The 16944-nt window shown below is 69.2% G+C and carries 14 protein-coding genes; 4 read left to right on the top strand and 10 right to left on the bottom strand.

The window, feature by feature from the left end; translation table 11 throughout:
• Positions 1 to 225: 225 nt before the first annotated feature.
• On the top strand, positions 226 to 975 hold the full coding sequence (locus tag ACWIHY_RS07870; RefSeq protein ID WP_454374741.1) for a transposase: 750 nt from the start codon (positions 226 to 228) through the stop codon (positions 973 to 975).
• 12 nt (positions 976 to 987) lie between these two features.
• Here ACWIHY_RS07870 and ACWIHY_RS07875 read toward each other — a convergent pair whose 3' ends face one another.
• The gene (locus ACWIHY_RS07875; RefSeq protein ID WP_454374742.1) at positions 988 to 1773 is read right to left on the bottom strand and encodes an SDR family NAD(P)-dependent oxidoreductase; all 786 of its coding nucleotides are present in this window, start codon (positions 1771 to 1773) and stop codon (positions 988 to 990) included.
• A gap of 272 nt (positions 1774 to 2045) precedes the next feature.
• Here ACWIHY_RS07875 and ACWIHY_RS07880 point away from each other — a divergent pair, with 272 nt between their 5' ends.
• From ACWIHY_RS07880 to ACWIHY_RS07890, 3 genes are all read left to right on the top strand, one after another.
• The gene (locus tag ACWIHY_RS07880; protein ID WP_454374743.1) at positions 2046 to 3314 is read left to right on the top strand and encodes an acyltransferase family protein; all 1269 of its coding nucleotides are present in this window, start codon (positions 2046 to 2048) and stop codon (positions 3312 to 3314) included.
• Between the two features lie 11 nt (positions 3315 to 3325).
• Entirely contained in the window at positions 3326 to 4396 is a 1071-nt protein-coding gene (locus tag ACWIHY_RS07885) for a methyltransferase (protein ID WP_454374744.1), read from the top strand.
• Between the two features lie 235 nt (positions 4397 to 4631).
• Entirely contained in the window at positions 4632 to 5267 is a 636-nt protein-coding gene (locus ACWIHY_RS07890; protein WP_454374745.1) for a response regulator transcription factor, read from the top strand.
• Here ACWIHY_RS07890 and ACWIHY_RS07895 read toward each other — a convergent pair.
• The 9 genes from ACWIHY_RS07895 to ACWIHY_RS07935 form a co-directional block, all read right to left on the bottom strand.
• Positions 5248 to 5724, bottom strand: coding sequence for an ester cyclase (locus ACWIHY_RS07895; protein WP_454374746.1), 477 nt, complete (start codon positions 5722 to 5724; stop codon positions 5248 to 5250). The genes ACWIHY_RS07890 and ACWIHY_RS07895 overlap by 20 nt on opposite strands.
• Positions 5725 to 5729: 5 nt before the next feature.
• Positions 5730 to 7394: an NAD(P)/FAD-dependent oxidoreductase gene (locus ACWIHY_RS07900; protein WP_454374747.1), complete on the bottom strand. Its 1665-nt coding sequence runs from the start codon at positions 7392 to 7394 to the stop codon at positions 5730 to 5732.
• Positions 7395 to 7531: 137 nt separating this feature from the next.
• Positions 7532 to 9772: an MMPL family transporter gene (locus ACWIHY_RS07905; RefSeq protein WP_454374748.1), complete on the bottom strand. Its 2241-nt coding sequence runs from the start codon at positions 9770 to 9772 to the stop codon at positions 7532 to 7534.
• Positions 9773 to 10025: 253 nt separating this feature from the next.
• Positions 10026 to 10706 (bottom strand): hypothetical protein, encoded by a 681-nt coding sequence (locus ACWIHY_RS07910; protein ID WP_454374749.1) that lies wholly within the window; start codon positions 10704 to 10706, stop codon positions 10026 to 10028.
• A complete protein-coding gene (locus ACWIHY_RS07915) occupies positions 10706 to 10993 on the bottom strand; it encodes a PadR family transcriptional regulator (RefSeq protein WP_454374750.1) in 288 nt (95 codons plus the stop codon). Before ACWIHY_RS07915 ends, ACWIHY_RS07910 begins: the two co-directional genes overlap by 1 nt.
• A 90-nt stretch (positions 10994 to 11083) precedes the next feature.
• A complete protein-coding gene (locus ACWIHY_RS07920; RefSeq protein ID WP_454374751.1) occupies positions 11084 to 12892 on the bottom strand; it encodes an FAD-dependent monooxygenase in 1809 nt (602 codons plus the stop codon).
• Between the two features lie 161 nt (positions 12893 to 13053).
• A complete protein-coding gene (locus ACWIHY_RS07925; RefSeq protein WP_454374752.1) occupies positions 13054 to 13638 on the bottom strand; it encodes a flavin reductase family protein in 585 nt (194 codons plus the stop codon).
• 37 nt (positions 13639 to 13675) lie between these two features.
• Positions 13676 to 14461 carry a thioesterase II family protein gene (locus ACWIHY_RS07930; RefSeq protein ID WP_454374753.1) on the bottom strand — a complete coding sequence of 262 codons (786 nt, stop codon included), beginning with the start codon at positions 14459 to 14461 and terminating at the stop codon, positions 13676 to 13678.
• A complete protein-coding gene (locus ACWIHY_RS07935; protein ID WP_454374754.1) occupies positions 14458 to 16941 on the bottom strand; it encodes a beta-ketoacyl synthase N-terminal-like domain-containing protein in 2484 nt (827 codons plus the stop codon). Before ACWIHY_RS07935 ends, ACWIHY_RS07930 begins: the two co-directional genes overlap by 4 nt.
• Between the last annotated feature and the right edge of the window lie 3 nt (positions 16942 to 16944).

Raw genomic sequence — 16944 nt, forward strand, 5'->3', positions numbered from 1 at the left:
TCCTCGCCGTACGGCGGAAACGGGGCGGCGGCGCAGGTTCGCCCGTCGGCACGCCGCCCGCTGGGACCACTGTGCACGCCTGGGGACACTGTGCACGCCCTGGAGCACTGAGCGTTTTCAGCTTGGCCACTGATCGGGTGATGGCTACAGGGGACGCAACGCACGAGGCTCCCGTGCCGTTGAGGGAGGTGTTCGACGTCTCAACTCACCGGCACAGGAGCCTCGTTGGTTCCCTATCCTGCCGCACTCGACCTGCCGCATGCCCTGGTCGAGTGGGTCACCATGCTCATCGTCACCCGCGAGGGTGACCGCCGCTGCAAGCTCCCGCCGCACCAGCGTGCGCTGGTCGCCCTGGTGTACCTGCGCAAGCACGACACCCTCGCCCAGGTCGCCGCCGGCTTCGGCATCTCGGTGGGCACCGCCCACGCCTACACCTCGAAGGTCATCGCTTTGCTCGCCGACCGGGCAACGGGCCTGCTGAAGGCCCTGCGTGAGAACGGCCCCGAGTACGTCCTGCTGGACGGCACCCTCGCCGAGTGCGACCGAGTCGGCGACAGCCGCGGCGACTACTCCCACAAGCACCGCCGCCACGGCGTGAACGTGCAGGTCGTCACCGACCCCACTGGCCAGGTGCTGTGGATCTCCCCGGCCCTGCCGGGCCGGACCCACGACCTCACCGCAGCCCGCGCCCACAGGATCATCCGGATCTGCGAACGCCAAGGTGTTCCCATCCTCGCCGACCGGGCCTACCAGGGCGCCGGGCCGTGGGTGACCACCGGCCGCAAACGACCGCCCGGCGGCGAACTGTCCCCAACCCAGCGCACGGTCAACCGCGCCTTGGCCCAGGCACGAGCACCCGTCGAACGCGGGATGGCACAGCTGAAGTCCTGGCGGATCTTCCGCAGGTCGCGGGCCAGCCCCAATCGCATGACGTCAATCGCTGCCGCCGTCCTCACCCTGGAGAGGCAACGCTGAAAACGCTCACTGTTACGCCTTGTGGACGCGCCGGATGATGGTCCTGACGATCGACCGCGGCATGGCGCGCATCAGCGGGAGTCTGATGCGGTAGCCGAGGCCCGGCACCACGGACGGCCGGCCGGCCGCCACCGCTTCCAGCCCGGACCGGGCGACTTGATCGGGCGTCAGCCAGCTGATGCGCGGCAGTGTATAGGCCGGGACACCCGCCGCGGCATGGAACCCGGACTGTGTGAGGCCGGTGTGGACGGTGGTGACGTGCACACCGTGTCGCGCCACTTCCATGCCCAGACTCTCGCTCAGCGAGGACATGAAAGCCTTGGAAGCCGCGTAGGTGGCGGAGCGCGGCTTGGGAAGCACCGCGACGAGAGAGGAGACGTTCACGATGCCGCCGGCGCCCCGGGCGATCATGCCGGGCAGGCAGGCACGTGACAGCCGCAGCGGCACCAGGGCGTTGAGCACCGCGGTGTGCAGTTCACGCTCCGGCGGCAGCTCCGCGAAGTACCCGGAACCGCTCGATCCGGCGTTGTTCACCAGGAGATCCACCGGGCGTGCCCCGTCCGCGAGGCGCTCCTCGGCTTGCGTGACCTGGCCTTCGTCGGTGAGGTCGAGCTGCATCACCTCGACGTTCACCCGGTGTTCGGTCTCAAGTCCGCTCGCGAGCTGCTTGAGCAGATCACCGCGCCGGGCCACCAGGACGAGGTCGACCCCTTGCGCGGCGAGCCGGCGGGCGAAACCCTCACCGATACCGCTCGATGCCCCGGTCACCATCGCCCTGCCGTACGGAAATCGTCGCATGCCATTCCCCGAATCTCTTCGACAATTCAGCTGTGCGCCGACATCAGGTTAGCCTCCGGGATGCGGGCGGACAGCGGGAAATGTAAATCAATTACTCGCGCACGATCGATTTATGACGACTTAATCACGGATTCATCGGCCAGTGGTGCAATGGGGCCGCACGCTCGGCTCGTCTCCGATTACACCGGCTCAACATCGCATCGCATTTTGCGACACCGTCACAAAATGGTCCGCTCTTTCCCATCGCCGTCGAAATGGCTGGTGCAACTGCCATGAGTTCCTCAGCTCAAAGACGAGAGTCCCCACCCGTCACCGCGCTCGCACCCGTGGCCGGGCCGGCGGTCCGGCTCAACTCCCTCACGGGCCTGCGCTGGATCGCCGCCTCAGCGGTGTTCCTCTCCCACGTCAGCACCCTGCTGCCGCTCCCCCACACGGACGCCGTGTTCGCCATGGGCTCGTCCGGTGTGACGTTCTTCTTCGTGCTCTCCGGCTTCGTCCTCACCTGGACGTACATGGCCGGCGACCGGGTCGGCCCCTTCTACGGGCGCCGGTTCGCCCGCATCTGGCCGCTGTTGCTCATCGGCGTCCTGGTACCGCTGCTGCTGCAGCTCCCCGATGCCCCGGACAGCCAGTCCGGCACGCTGATCAAGATCGCGCTCTCGGCCGTCCTGCTGTACCAGGCGTGGGTGCCCGGCTGGATCCTGGGCGGAACCAGCCCGGTGACCTGGTCACTCGCCTGCGAGGCGTTCTTCTATGCGATCTTCCCCTTCTTCGCCAAGTACACGCTGCGGCGCTCGCTGCGCTGGCTCGGCTGGGCGGCCGTGGTGCTGGTCCTGGTGGGCTGGGGCATCAAGGTCTGGCTCTGGCAGGCCTACCCGCCCACACCGCGCCCGTCGTTCACGGGCATGGACGGGCTGATCTTCGGAACGTACTCGCCGATCGCCCGGGTGTGGGAGTTCCTGCTGGGCATGGTCGCGGCGGCCGCGGTCCGCAAGGGGTGGCGCTCACCCCTCGGTGTCCGCTCGGCCTCCGCCCTGCTCGTCGGGGGGCTGTTCGTGCTCTGGCTGCTGCGTGAGGAGACATGGCGTCTGTACGTCGTGTTCGACGCCCTCGGTCAGGTCACCGCGCCGCTCTACGCCCTGCTGGTGGTCGCCGTCGCCCAGCGCGACATCGCAGGCGGCTCGTCCTGGCTGCGCTCCAGGCCCATGGTTGCCCTCGGCGAATGGTCGTACGCCTTCTATCTTCTCCACTTCACCGTGCTGTTCGAGATCTCCTCGGCGGTATTCGACCGCAAGAGCATCGTCGAGTTCTATATGCGGCCCGTCGAGGCCGACTGGTCGAATGCCGGCTGGGTCTTGCTCGCCCTGGTGCTCACCACAGCACTCTGTGCGCTGCTCTATCAATTCTACGAACGCCCTACGGAGTTGTGGCTGCGTTCCCGGACAGGCCGGAGAGGGCCGCAGGTTCCGCCTTCGCCCCCGACCTCTGCGGGCGAGGTACCGGTCCGACGGACCGAAAACAGTCCCACACCGACGGAATGAGGCTGACGGGGATGACAACGCCAGAGCCGGTCGCGGACGGGGCCCTGTCAGCCCCGTCCGGCTCCTCGGGCCGGCCCCCTCTGCACGACCCCTTCGACGTGATGTTCGTCGGCTGGTCGTTCTTCCGCAGCAAGCTGCTCACGGCCGCCATGGACCTGGGCGTGTTCACGGTGCTGGGCGACGACTGGCTGGGCGCCGAGGAGATCTGCGACCGTACGGGGCTTCATCCGCGCGGAGCACGGGACTTCCTCGACGCGCTCGCTGCCATTGGGCTGCTGGTGCGGGAGGAGGACCGGTACGGCAACAGCCCCGGGGCGGCCCGGCACCTGCTGCCGGACCGGCCGGGTTTCGTGGGCGGCTTCCTGCGGATGACCAGCGAACTGATGGGCGGGGACCACGACTCGCTCACTGGTCTGCTGCGCAGCGGCAACGCCCGCGGCCAGGGCGCCGGTGGTGAGGTTCCGTTCACCCGGATCTTCCACGACCCCGAGCGCTTGCGGCAGTTCCTGTCGGCGATGGACAGCTTCAGCAGCGCCGTCGCGCCCGCGCTGACGGACGTCATCGACTGGTCCGCGTACTCGACGTTCGCGGACGTGGGCGGGGCGCGCGGGAATCTGGCCGCGAGTCTGGCGGCCGCGCATCCCTGGCTCACCGGGACGGTGCTGGACCGTCCGTCGATGGAGAGGCACTTCGACGAGCTCGTCGCCGGGCGCGGGGTGGACAAGCAACTGCGTTTCGTGGGTGGCGACTTCTTCGAGGACGAGCTGCCGCGGGCGGATGTCCTCGTGTTCGGCGGCGTACTGCATGACTGGCCGGACGAGCAGCGCGCACGGCTGCTCCGCAAGGCCCACGACGCCGTCCGGGAGGGCGGAACACTCATCGTCTACGACACGATGATCGACGACGGGCGCGACCGGGCGGACACCCTGATGCTCAGCCTGATCATGATGCTCCAGTCCGCGCAGGCGCGGGGTTTCTCGCCGGCCGAGTGTGCCTCGTGGATGACGGACGCGGGCTTCACCGTGGAACGGACTGTCCCGCTTCCCGCGTTGACGACCGCGGTCGTCGGCCGGAGGAACTGACAACCGGCACCAAAGAACGAACCCGCTTCCGGGGCCCGTGCCCCGGAAGCGGGTGTTCTTCGCATTCCGCTTACCGAAATCGAGGTTCAATACGGGCCGCTCAACGCCTCCGGCCGGGCCACCGGCGTGACGCCAGTTCGCCAATATGGGATAAGCGTCGGATCGGATCGGACCGACAGCGGCCGCTCTATTCTGTCTGCAAGGTCAGCCCTGTCCACGCATACCGGGGGAGCACATGTCAGGCTCGGCACCCACCAGCGTCCTGCTCGTCGATTCCCACCCGATCTCTCTGACCGGACTGCGCACCATTCTCGACAACTGCCCCGACCTGCGTGTGGTCGGCGTCGCCCGGGACGGCTCCACCGCGGCCGGCCGGTACGGGGAGCTGCGGCCCGACGTCGTCATCGTGAACTCGCACAAGGACGCGACGGAGGCCCTGACCAGCGTCAGTGCGCTGTTCCGGGCGCAGCCGCCGCCTGTCCCCAATGTGCTCGTCCTGGTGAACGATGTGGACGCGGCGGCGGGCCAGGTATTGCAGGCCGGCGTCAAAGGCCTCCTGTCCAGTGGGAGCAGCTCCCAGGAGCTCGCCGCCGCGGTCCGTATCATGGCCACCGGGCGCTCCTTACTGATCCCCAGCGCGCGGCAGGAGACGAACGGCTCGCCGCTGGAACAGCTCACGGACCGGGAAATCGAGGTGTTCCGCCTCATCACGCGGGGATACAGCAATGCCGAGATTTCTCAGGAACTCACCCTGAGTCAGAGCACCGTGAAGTCCCATATCCAGAAAGTAATGGAGAAGCTGGGGCTCCGCAACCGCGTGCACGCGGTCATTTTCGCGTACGAGAAGAACATTATCCACGTCGGTCCCTGACTAATTGCTCCGGACCGGCGTGACCGGCGTCACGCCCTTCTCCCGAACGCAGTTGGGAAACGACCCGCCACAGGTCGAACACATTGTGGTCCTCGACGACGAGGCCGTCGTCCAGCCGCCACAGCTGAATTCCCTCCGAGGTGACCGGCAGTCCGGTCGGGGCCACCCCCGCGAACTCCCCCACGTGCGTGGCCCGGATGGTGTACCAGCTCGCCACCCACGGCCCGTCTGCCATCTGGAGCCCGACCTCGACCCGGAGCCCCGCGAAGGCCGCATGCCGGCGCAGCACACTGCGTTTGGGCCCTTCGGGGCCCACTCGCTCACCGCCCAGCACGAAACCTGGAGCGAAGATCCGGTCCGCCACGTCGACGTTTCCCCGGGTCCAGCCTTCTTCGAACCAGTACCGCGCAAGGGCCTTGTTGGCCTCCTGGACGCCGGCCTCGTCGCGTGCGGTCATGTCCTTCACCTCTTCGGAGTCGCGGCGGCGGGCCGGGACTGCGCCCTGTTCAGCGCGTCGAGGCTCTCGCGGCCGATCGTGCTCAGTTCCGGGAGGGGCGAGGCGGCCGCCCACTCGAGGAAATCCGTCATCGCGCGCCGGTCCGGGTAGATGAACCTCTGGTTCACGTCTTTCCAGCCGAATCCAGGAGAGACCGCCTCGGATTCCCGGATGAGACCGAGAATTCGGTCCGCCGCCGCGTCGCCGTCGATGAGTTTCGCCTCGTACTGTTCGCATGCGTGTGCCATTCCGTCCAGCAGCACCTTGAAAGCGTCGCTGTCGGGCCACCACAGTCCGGTATGGGGAACCTTCTCCAGGGTTTCAAAGACACTCGCGTCGCGGTCGGCGCGGAAGGAGCGCAGGGCGTTGTTGATCCGCAGCGTGCCGGGGGTGTTACCGCTGCCCCACACCCGGAAAACCGCGTCCCACAGACGGAAGTGGGAGAAGGCGATGAACGAGCAGTTGACCAGGGTGTCGTTGTGGTCGAGCAGCCCCTGCTCGAGCTCCTCGACGTAGCGGAAGCGCTCCTCCTCGAAGTCGTCGTCCGCGAGTGCGTCGAGAACGCGAGGCACCAGGGCGTTGATGATTTCGAAGGTGTTCGACATACCGCGCGAGTAGAGGGGGTCCAGGAAGCCGGCGGCATGCGACATCAGGCACCAGCGCCGCCCCACCGTCTTGTTCGACGAGTACTGCAGTCGCCCGGTCGAGACCCACTCCCGGACCTTCCTGGCGCCGGCGAACTGCCGTTCCACCGCCGGGAAGCGCCGCGCCAGCTGTGCGAACTCCTCCTCGGGGCTGATGTCCTCGGGCTTGGGGTAGAGCCGCGGGTCGAGGGTGACGCCGACGCTGCACAGCGGGTTGCGGGAGAGTTCGTGGTTGTCGAAGGGGATGACCCAGAACCAGCCGCGCTCGAAGAGGTGGTGCAGAGTGCCCTCGTGCCAGGCCACGGGCGGCCGGCTCTCCTGCGGCACGTCCACGACGTCGTCGAAGGGACGTACTCCGACCATGTGCGTGAACAGAGAGCGGGAATGGTGCTTGAAGCGGGCGGGCTCTTCCCGCAGGCCGAGCTTGTCCGCCAGCGGTGAGCGAAAGCCGCTGGCGTCCACCAGGTAACGGGCACGGACGACCTGGCCGTCCGTGCCGGTCAAGGTCACACCGTCGTCGGCCAGGTCGATGTCACCCACCCGCCACTGCTGACGTGTGTCGCATCCGTAGCCGACCGCGACACGGAAGAGATAGGCGTCGCTGTCCTGGCGGAACAGATGGCTCGCCGAGGTCAGGGCGTCGGGTATGACGAACTGGTGGCCTTCGGCGGGGTCGGGCTCCTGTCCGGGGCGGTGCAGCATGAACCCGAAGTGCCGCTTGCGGCCGAAGGTGTTGCTCACCTTCTCGTTGATGGTGTCCGCATCGGCCAGGGCCTCGAACTCGGGAACGTCGTAGCGCTCGGCCAGCACCTGCAGCCAGGCGATCAGCTGGGGGATCATCGATTCCCCCACCGCGAAACGGGGGTGCGTGGCCGCGTCGGCGAGGAGTACTTTCACTCCGCTGCGGGCCAGAACGGCGCCCAGGGTGGATCCGGCGATACCGGACCCCAGGATCACCACGTCGTAGCTCGGCCTCTGTGTGGACACTGTCGGTTCCCTTCGCAGTCGTCGATTCCCGGACGGCGCGGTGTGCCGCGCGTCCGCCCGACCAGCCTCGCGGACGCCGATGAAGGCAAGAGAAAGCACGCGTAAGCCACCGCCCCGAGGGGCGGTGGCTCACACGGTCAGCGGCCCTGTCGGCCCGGCTCCGAGGAACGGGCGGCGACGGCCGGTTCGCCGGCCGGCTCCTCGGAGCCGGCGGGTGCCTCACCGGAGGAGGCGGAGGGGGACCTTGAGCCGGAACCTCGTCCGGGGGTGGTGACGAGCAACCGGCCCAAGGAGCGGGGGAACCACCAGTTGGACCGCCCCAGCAGCGTGACGAGTGCCGGGGTGAGAAGGCCTCGGACAACGGTGGCGTCGATGATGATGCCCGCCGCCAGCGCCGTGGCGAACACCTTCACATCGGTGATCGGGATGCTGGCCAGCGCGGTGAAGGCCAGGAAGAGGATGAGCGCCGCGGAGGTGACGAGCCGACCCGTACGACTGATGCCGGTCACCACCGACGGGATCACGGTGTCCGTCTCCCCCTTGGCCGTCAGGTCGAGATGGGTCTCGCGGATCCGGTGGAGGATGAACACCTCGTAGTCCATGGACAGTCCGAAGAGGAACGCGAAGACCGCCATGGGGACCCAGATGGTCACCGCTCCGACAGCGGGGGTGTCGAACAGCAGCTCGCTGCCGTAACCCTTCTGCCAGACGAGGACGACCACGCCGTACGCGGCGCAGGTGGACAGCGCGTTGAGCACCAGGGCCTTCAGCGGCAGCACCACCGAACGCAGGGTGCGTGCGAGGACGATGAAGGTGAGCAGGCCGACGAAGATCAGGATGAGCCCTAGCGATCCGTACACCGCGTCGATGAAGTCGGCGTCCTGTGCCGGCCCGCCTCCGGCCAGCGCGCCGGGTGTCTCCCGGGCCGTGTCCACGACGCTGGTCACCGCGTCACGGCCGTCCCCGCTCGACGGGTCCGCCTTGGTCCACACGTCGACGATGCGCTGACCGTCGCGCTGCCAGTCCTGCGGCGCGACGGAGCCGGCGACGCCTTCGATGCCGCCGAGCTTGCCGTTCATGTCGTCGGCGGAGCCGGAGTCCACCATGACCTCGACCGGTCGAGCGATGCCCTCGCCGAAGCCGGCGTCGACGATCCGCTCGAACGCCGCGGCGGGCTGCCCGCCCTGCGCGAGGGTCGAGGTGGCCGGCTGGCCGAGCCGGAGGGCCAGCACCGGGGCCGCCAGGGCCAGCAGGACCGCGCCGCTGAGCACCGCGCAGAGCAGCGGCCGGCGCGTGGTGACGTGGGCGATGCGCGTCCACATCTTGCTGTCGGGGCGGTGCGTGCGGCGCGGCCGGTCGAGCTTGTCGCCCCAGGCGTACAGCAGCACGGGCAGCAGGGTGAGGGCCACGGCGACGCTGACGAGCGGGATGAGCAGGCCGGCGTACCCGACGCTGCGCAGGAACGGCACCGGCAGCACCACGAGGGCCGCGAGCGAGATGGCCACAGTGGCTCCGCTGAGCGCGACCGCGTGGCCCGCGCTGGCGACGGAGCGAACGATCGCTTCCTTCCGCGCTTCGGGCTCGGGGCCGTCCGCACCGGGCTTGTTGCGCTCCTCCCGCCAGCGGGTGACGACGAGCAGGGCGTAGTCGATGGCGATGCCCAGACCGATGAGCGCGACCAGGTACTGGACGATGAAGGACACGTCGGTGATGCCGGTGATGCCGCGAACCAGCAGGAACGTGGTGGGAATGGCGACCGCGGCCATCAGCAGCGGCACGATGGCAAGTCCACTGGTGAAGACGAGGGCCAGGACAATGAGGGCGCCGAGGGCGCCGATCAGGGTCTCGTAGATCGGACTGCGCTCGGCACCGCTGTCCCGGCCGGAGAGGACGGGCTGGCCGGTCAGCTCGACCTGCGCACCGGCGATCTTCGTCTGCTCGACGGTCTTCTTTATGGCCGGCAGCGACTGCTCGTAGGGCACGTTGGACGGGTTGGCCGGCGGGTAGACGAGCGCGACGGTGGTCCGCTTGTCCTCGGAGAGCAGGGAGTCGTCGCCGGTGCTCGTGTACGAGACGCTGCGACCGCCCTGCGGAGTGACCTTGGCGATCAGGTCGCCCCACTGTCCGCGCACGTCCGCGCTGTCCGCGGTGGTGCCTTCGGGCACGGTCACCACGAGCAGCAGCGGCGCGTTCTTCCCGCCGGTCTGCGCGAAGCGCTGGGCGAAGGTGTCGTTGGCCTCCTGGGCAGGCTTGTCCGGGAGCCGCGACTCGAACGTGAGCTTGTCGATCGTGCCGCTCGACATGGCGCCCCCGACAAGGAAGAGCACCAGCCAGACGAGGACCACGGGCCATCGATGGGCAAGTACCCACCGTGTCATGCGCTCCACGGTTGAACCTCCTGTAGGGACGCTATTGTGTAGCCACACTACCTATCGAGGCAAAGGTAGCCCGCCGACTGCGGCTCCGCAACAGCAATCCCTCGGCGCAGTAAGCGAGTTGGCGTCGCCGCCGCCCCGGACACGCACAGAGCTCCCGGCGGAAGCGCCACCCGGATAAGGTGTCGCTCCCGCCGGGAGCTCTCGTGCCGGGCCGTTCGTACCGGAGTACCGGACCGTGCTTGGGCGGAACGGGCTACTGCGGCGAGCCGGCCCCCCGCACCACGGACAGGAAACGCTTCAGGGACAGCCCGAAATAGGCGCCCGAGAGGAGCGTGATGGTGGCTGGGACGGAGACCATCGGCCAGTCCAGGGACTCGGGATGGCTCAGACCGCGATTGAGCAGCAGGAGGACGAGCGCCCCGAGCACACAGAGCAGGCCGATCAGGGCCGCCAACGTGCCGGTGGTGACCGTCTGGTCCCGCTCGGCCGCCGCCGCCGCGATGCCGCTGCCCTTGCGCAGCCCGGACAGTGCCCCCGCGAGTGACAGGACACAGCCGAACGCCACGATCGACAGCCCCATCAGCAGCGTCGGCGGATGACGGTACGCCCAGGGCCCGGCCGGGCCTCCCAGCAGGGCGCACGCCCAGGTCGCCGCCAGCAGCGGCAGCACGCAGACCGCCCGCATGGACAGCCGGTTCGCGCTGATGCGCAGCGTGGCGTCGTTGTAGGCGCGGGCCACCTCACTCGGCGACCCCCACTCCTGGACGGCTCTGTGCGCGGCCTCCTCGGCGTCGGGGCAGTCGTCGAGATTGCCCTCGGCCGCGCACTGGAGACCGTCCAGCACCTCGTCGATGATCGCGGTCCGCCGGGAGTCCGGCCCGACCAGATGCCGCGCCAGACGGTCGGTGTAGCGCTGCAGTACCGCCGCTTCCATCACGCCTCCCCTCCCAGCACGACCGAGATGACGGAAGAGACCTCCTGCCAGGCCATGCGCTTGTCGGCCAGGGCACGGCGTCCGGCGGTGGTGAGGAAGTAGTTGCGGCGGCGGCGGCCGTTGTGACGCGACCACTCGCTGCCGACCAGCCCGGCGGCCTCCATCCGGTGAAGCGCCGGATACACCGTCCCGGTGGGCAGGTTGATCGCGTCACCGCTTCGCCGCTTGAGCTCCTCGATCACCGCGTATCCATGCAGTTGTCCAGGCTCCAGCACAGACAGCAGCATCCCTTCCAGGTTCCCTCTCAGGGTTTCCGCCTTCATGTGTAACCACACTACACATCGTGTCCCGAACCGGACACTGTCCGTCGTGGCACCTCAGCGCCACCCCGTCCGGCGCCTGCGCAGCGACCCGCCGAGCCCCCGCAGCCTCCGCACTTGGGTGTCCGCGATGTCGACGAACGTGGCGATCGACGCCAGGGTGAGCAGGGCCGTACCCGAGACCGCCATGTGCACCGGCCGGTACTCGTCCCCCTTCACCTGCAGGAACTCCGGCTCCCTCGACGGCGCGGGCAGCGTGAGGTCGACCGCGCCGGGCCGTCCGCCGAAGGGAAGCTTCCAGATGCCCGGCAGCGCCGCGTGCGCCCGCATCCCCGCCTTGGTCGCCGGCAGCCGGACACCACTGTCCAGACGCCACACGGCACGCCGCTCCAGGCTCTGGTGCCAGCGTTCGACCAGTCCGGCCACCACGTGCGGATCGACCCGGTGCCAGGGCGCCGACTGCGACAGGAACAGGCGCCGGCTCAGCCCTTCGCGCAACCGTTCGTGCTCGGCCGTCTCCTCGCTGGTGTGCCCGCCGGTCTCGATCAGCCAGCGAGCGGCCCGGAACCGGGCGAGCATGGCCGCCCCGAAGATCATCAGGTCCAGCAGGTGATCGAGGATGAAGAAACGGCTGTCGGCGATGGCCGGGCTGTACTTCGAACGGACCATGGAGCGCATGATGCGCCAGTCCGCGGTCGCGGCACGGTTGACATGGTCCAGGTACGCCATGTCGAGCGCGCTCTCCTGGATGTCGCGCTGGGCGATGTTGGCGATGTGCCAGGAGGTGGTCATCGACAGCGATATGCCCTGGCTGTAGTACGCGTCGATGATGGACGAGGCGTCTCCGACCATGGCGTAGCGCTTCGGCGAGACGAAGGTGTCGGTGCAGTGCTGGACGTCACGGTAGGCACTGAACTCCAGGACGTTGTCCTCGGTCAGCCATTCCAGCATGGGATACCTGCGCAGGACCTTCCAGAACACCTCACGGGCGTTGCCGTCCTCCGGCGGCCGGCCACGGTGATAGGTCACGCCGACGCTGACCCGGTCGCCGCCGAGCCGGATGATCCAGATCCAGTAACCGTCGCCCCACAGGTGCAGGGTGTTGCGGTCCCTCTGTGCCACGTCTCCGTCGGGGAAGTGATAGTTCCAGCGCTCGTCGAACAAGTCGTCGGAGCAGTTGGAGAACTGCGCCCAGGCAGCGGTGGTCCTGAACTCCTCGTCCAGCGGGAGGTCATGACCGTAGCGGCGGGCCAGCAGCCGTGCCCGGCCCGAGCAGTCGACCATCCAGCGGGCGGCTATCTCGCCGCTCTCCTTCTTGTCGCGCGAGCTCCAGGTGAGCACATGGTCGGCGGTGTCGTCGCCGAGTTCGATGTCGCGCACGAGACCGCGATCGAGGAAGGTGACGCCCTTGGTGGAGCGCGCCCGCTCCCGCAACTCCGCCTCGATCTCGGGCCGGACGATCTGCGAGTCCTGGAACATCACGCGGGGGAAGAACGCGTTGTTGAACTTGTCCATCCAGCGCTCGGGAAGCTTGCTCTGGAATCCCCATTCGGACACGGAGTCGTCGAAGGCGGTGCGCCCCTCGAGACCGTGGGCCATCCAGAACCCGGCCTTCTGGAACGAGTTGCTGAGCGAGTCGTCCAGATCTCCGAGCGTGCGCAGGAAGGCGTTGGAGAAGATCAGCAGGGATTCGCCGACCTTGTAACTGGACTGCTGCTTCTCGGTGGGCTGGTCGACGCAGACGACGGACAGACCGCGCTTCGCCAGGGCGAGGGTGTTGATCAGTCCGACGATGCCGGAGCCGATGACACACACATCGGCTCTGATTCGTTCCTGAGGCCTGGCTGCGTCCTGGGATGCGGGCACATCGTCTCCTCTGGTCGGCAGGGCACGGCACGGGAACAGAGCCTTGGGCGGCGTCGGCCGTCGCATCGATCGTAGGAACGCGGGCCGCCCCGACGCGACTTCGAGGTTGCTCAGTTCGCTGCTCGTGTCCTGCTTCTTGGTGGTGTCCTGCTTCTTGGTCGTCAGTTGATGAAGTCGAGGTACGGCTGGCTGTCCGCCACGGCCTCGGGCCACGTGGCGTAGCGCCGCAGTCCGTACAACAGGGGTTTTTGCGACGTGAGCCGCGTGATCCGCCGGACATGGCCCATGATCACGACATGGTCGCCCACCCGGCTCGCTTCGCTGACGTCGCAGTCGGCGATCGTGTGGGCCGACTTCACCAGGTGCGGCCCCCGGGCGCCCTGCTCCGCCTCCCACCGGATGCGTTCGAAACGGTCGTGCGCACCGGAGGCGAACAGCTCGGCGGAGGACTGGGCCTCGTCGTGCAGCAGGTTGACGGCGAACGACCCGCTGCCGAGGACGGCGCCCAGCGTCGGACTGCCCTGACGCAGACAGACGAGCAGTGTCGGCGGATCGAGGGCCACGCTGCACAGCGAGGTGCAGGTCATTCCCCAGGGCACGCCTTCGTCGATGGACGTCACGATGCACACACCGGTCGGGAAACTGCCCATGAGCCCGCGCATGTCGGGAAGTTCATGGGGCGCCGACGGCATCCCGGACGCGGCGGAGGAGCCGACGCCGGGCGGCTCGTTGTTGATGCTGTTCATGTTCGCCTCTCATGAGGAAAGGGGCGCGGGTCACCGCTCACACGGTCGACCTCACCGGATCGTCGGGGGCTGCCTGCGGCCGCAGGGCCTGCTCGATCTCCTGTGTCAGCACCCCGGCCAGGCCTGTGAAAGCGTCGTCGAGGAAGTGGAAGTGACCGCCACGGAAGTCACGCTGCCGGAAGGTCCCCGTGGTCTCGGCCGACCATCCGCGCAGCCGCGAAGACGGCGCCAGCCGGTCCCCGTCGGCGCCGAAGGCCGTGAGCGGTACGGTCAGCGGACGGCGGGCGGGGCCCGGGCGATGGGAGGCCAGGGCGTACAGATCGCCGCGCACCACGCGCAGGAAGCGCTGCCGGAACTCGGGAACCTCGTCGAACCGGTCCGGAATACCTCCCATACCGGCCAGCCCCGCCATCAGCTCCTCGTCCGGCAGCGCAGGATCGAGGTGGCGGTCCGGTACGCAGTCCTCGGGTGCGAGCCGCCCGGACACGCCCACCCAGGCAGGACGCACGCCGCGTTCCGCCAGCGCGCGAGCGGTCTCCACGGCGACGACCGCGCCCATGCTGTGGCCGAACAGCGCGAGGGGCGGACCCGCCCACGGCAGGATGTCCTCCGTCGCGCGCGCCACCATGGCCGTCATCGTCCGCAGCGGCTCGTCCGCGTGCCGCTTGCCCCGGCCGGGCAGGTCCAGCAGCAGCACGTCCCAGTCTTCGGGCAGTCGCCGCCCGAGCGGGAAATAGGCGGTGCCGGAGCCTCCCGCGTGGTGACACACGATCAGCCGTACGGAAGGGCTGTCGTTGCGGCGTGGACGCAGAAAGGGAATCACGCGCTTCGCTCCTGTTCCGCCGGGAGGTCCTGCGCCGCGATGTTCGCCGCGCGCCCCTGAATGTCCGATGTGAGCCTGCTGAGCAGCGTCTCCAGCGGCAGGTCGAGCGGCAGGTCCTCCGGTGTCAGACCGACTTCGAACCGCTCCTCCACCTTGGTGATGAACAGCGTCGAGATGAACGAGTCGCCGCCCGCGTCGAGGAAGGACCCCTGCAGGTCCAGCGCGTCCGAGGCGTCCAGCGCCTCCACCAGCACTCTCGTCAGATGGGCCCTGACCGCTTCCGGGCCGCTCTCCTCCCCCTGCCCCCGCGCCGCGCCGGCCCTCGGCGCCGGGCCGCGGTCACCGGCGGGCGTCGGTTCCTCCACCCAGAAGCGCTTGCGCCGGAAGGGGTACGTGGGCAGGTCGGCCAGCAGCCTCGCCCCTGGAGCGCGCAGCACGTCGAGACGCAGATCGGCCCCCGCCTCGAACAGCGCTCCGGCGCACGTCGCGAACGCCCCGGCGGCTGTGCCGTCCTCCACCGCACCGAGCGGGTGGGAGACGACGGTGCCTTCGTCCTCCCACTCGACGCGTACGCCCTCCGGTGCACCGCGTTGAACACCCGCGCCGTCGTCGGTGGCGGCGGTGTCCTGCTGTACGCGCACCTGGACACCGAACCGGCCGATGACCGACGCGAGCCGGTCCGTGGCGCCGGCCGTCCCGTCGGTGTGTTCCGGGGCGCAGTCGGGAAACGCGGCGGTGAGCGCGGCGACCGCCGCGGACGGCGGGCCGTCCGTCGCCGGAACGCGCAGGGTGACCGCCCGCGGTGGCCGCTGCGCCCTGGCGGCCTCCGGCGTGCGGCGCGCGGCACGCGCCAGGCCCTCGGCCAGCTCGGCGGGTGTGCGTCCGACGGCCGTAAGCCGGTACGGGTGAGCGGCACGGCCGCTGCGCAAGGTATGGCAGAGCGAGGCCAGCAGGGCGGGTTCCGTCTTCAGCAGACGGTCGGTCACCGCCGCGACGAGGTCCGCGAGCGCGTCCGGGTTCTTGGCGGACAGGGTGAGCAGTTCGGGCCGGCCTTCGCTCTCGGCCGCGGTCACGGGCGGCTCCGGTGACGCGTACGCCTCGAGGACCACATGGACGTTGGTGCCGCTCATGCCGAAGGAGTTCACACCCGCGACCCGCCGGGGCAGCGCCGCCGGCCAGGGTGCGTTGCCGCGTGGCACCGTGAACTCCATGCGGTCCCAGGGGATGTGCGGGTTGAGCTCGCCGTCCCCCGGGTCGGCTGCTGCCGGGATCTCCGCCCGCTCCAGCATCAGCACCGTCTTGATGAGCGCCGCCATGCCGGACGCCGCCTCCAGGTGCCCCAGCCGGGACTTGACACTGCCGATCGCCAGTGGCACGCCCCGCTCGCGTACCGCGGGGCCGAGGACGGCGTCGAGCGCGCCCACCTCGATGGGGTCGCCCAGCTTGGTCCCGGTGCCGTGGGCCTCCACCCAGCCGAGGTCGCGCGGTTCGACGCCCGCGTCGGCGAGGGCGGCTCGGACGACCTCCTGCTGGGCCGGGCCGTTGGGGGCGGTCAGCCCGGAGGCGGCACCGTCATGGTTGACGGCGGAGCCGCGTACGACGGCGAGGACGGGGCGTCCCTCCCGCTCGGCGTCCGCCAGCCTCATGAGCGCCACCGCACCGACCCCTTCGCCGCGGCCGTAGCCATCGGCGGAGGCCAGGAAGGACTTCGAGCGGCCGTCGGGCGCGAGCGCCCGGGTCTGGGACAGCGAGACCATCAGGTTGGCGGACAGCAGCAGGTTGGAGCCGCAGACGAGCGCGTACCTGCAGTCGCCCGTACGCAGTCCCTTGACCGCGAGGTGCAGCGCCGTGAGCGAGGAGGAGCACGCGGTGTCCACGCTCACGACGGGCCCGGAGAAGCCCATGACATAGCTGATCCGGCCCGCGCCGAAGCAGAGCCCGCCGCCCGTCGTGTAGTACGGGTCGATACGTGTCGTGTCGGTGCGGTCCTCGAGCCGCTCGGTGTACTCGGAGGCCATGATGCCGAGGTAGACCCCGACCGGGAGCCGGTCGGAGCGGCGAACGGCGATGCCCGCGCGCTCCATGGCCTCCCACGACGTCTCCAGAAGCAGCCGCTGCTGGGGGTCGAGGAGCTTGGCCTCGCGCTGCGAGATCCCGAAGAAATCAGCGTCGAAGTGTGCGATGTCGGCGAGGAATCCCGCTGTGCCAACGTACGATCTGCCCGGCTTGCCGGGGACCGGATCGTACACCGCACGCAACCCCGGGCGGTCCTCCGGAATGCCGGCGAGCGCCGTTGTGCCGCCGCGCAGGAAGTCCCAGTACTCGTCGGGGGAGGTCAGGCCACCGGGGAGTCTCAGCCCCATGCCGACCACGGCGATCGGGGCGTGCCGCTCGGCCTCCAGTTCGCGGATGCGTGCCTGCTGCCGACGGGACAGCCGTAGCTGGTCCTCCATCAGCTGCCGTATCTCTGCCGGTTCCACCGT

The organism is Streptomyces sp. NPDC055287 (assembly GCF_053646035.1).

Excerpts from the sequence above, each read along its gene's own strand:
- ACWIHY_RS07875 (WP_454374742.1), bottom strand. The coding sequence starts at position 1,773 with ATGCGACGATTTCCGTACGGCAGGGCGATGGTGACCGGGGCATCGAGC.
- ACWIHY_RS07880 (WP_454374743.1), top strand. The coding sequence starts at position 2,046 with ATGAGTTCCTCAGCTCAAAGACGAGAGTCCCCACCCGTCACCGCGCTC.
- ACWIHY_RS07885 (WP_454374744.1), top strand. The coding sequence starts at position 3,326 with ATGACAACGCCAGAGCCGGTCGCGGACGGGGCCCTGTCAGCCCCGTCC.
- ACWIHY_RS07890 (WP_454374745.1), top strand. The coding sequence starts at position 4,632 with ATGTCAGGCTCGGCACCCACCAGCGTCCTGCTCGTCGATTCCCACCCG.
- ACWIHY_RS07895 (WP_454374746.1), bottom strand. The coding sequence starts at position 5,724 with ATGACCGCACGCGACGAGGCCGGCGTCCAGGAGGCCAACAAGGCCCTT.
- ACWIHY_RS07905 (WP_454374748.1), bottom strand. The coding sequence starts at position 9,772 with ATGACACGGTGGGTACTTGCCCATCGATGGCCCGTGGTCCTCGTCTGG.
- ACWIHY_RS07910 (WP_454374749.1), bottom strand. The coding sequence starts at position 10,706 with ATGGAAGCGGCGGTACTGCAGCGCTACACCGACCGTCTGGCGCGGCAT.
- ACWIHY_RS07915 (WP_454374750.1), bottom strand. The coding sequence starts at position 10,993 with ATGCTGCTGTCTGTGCTGGAGCCTGGACAACTGCATGGATACGCGGTG.
- ACWIHY_RS07925 (WP_454374752.1), bottom strand. The coding sequence starts at position 13,638 with ATGAACAGCATCAACAACGAGCCGCCCGGCGTCGGCTCCTCCGCCGCG.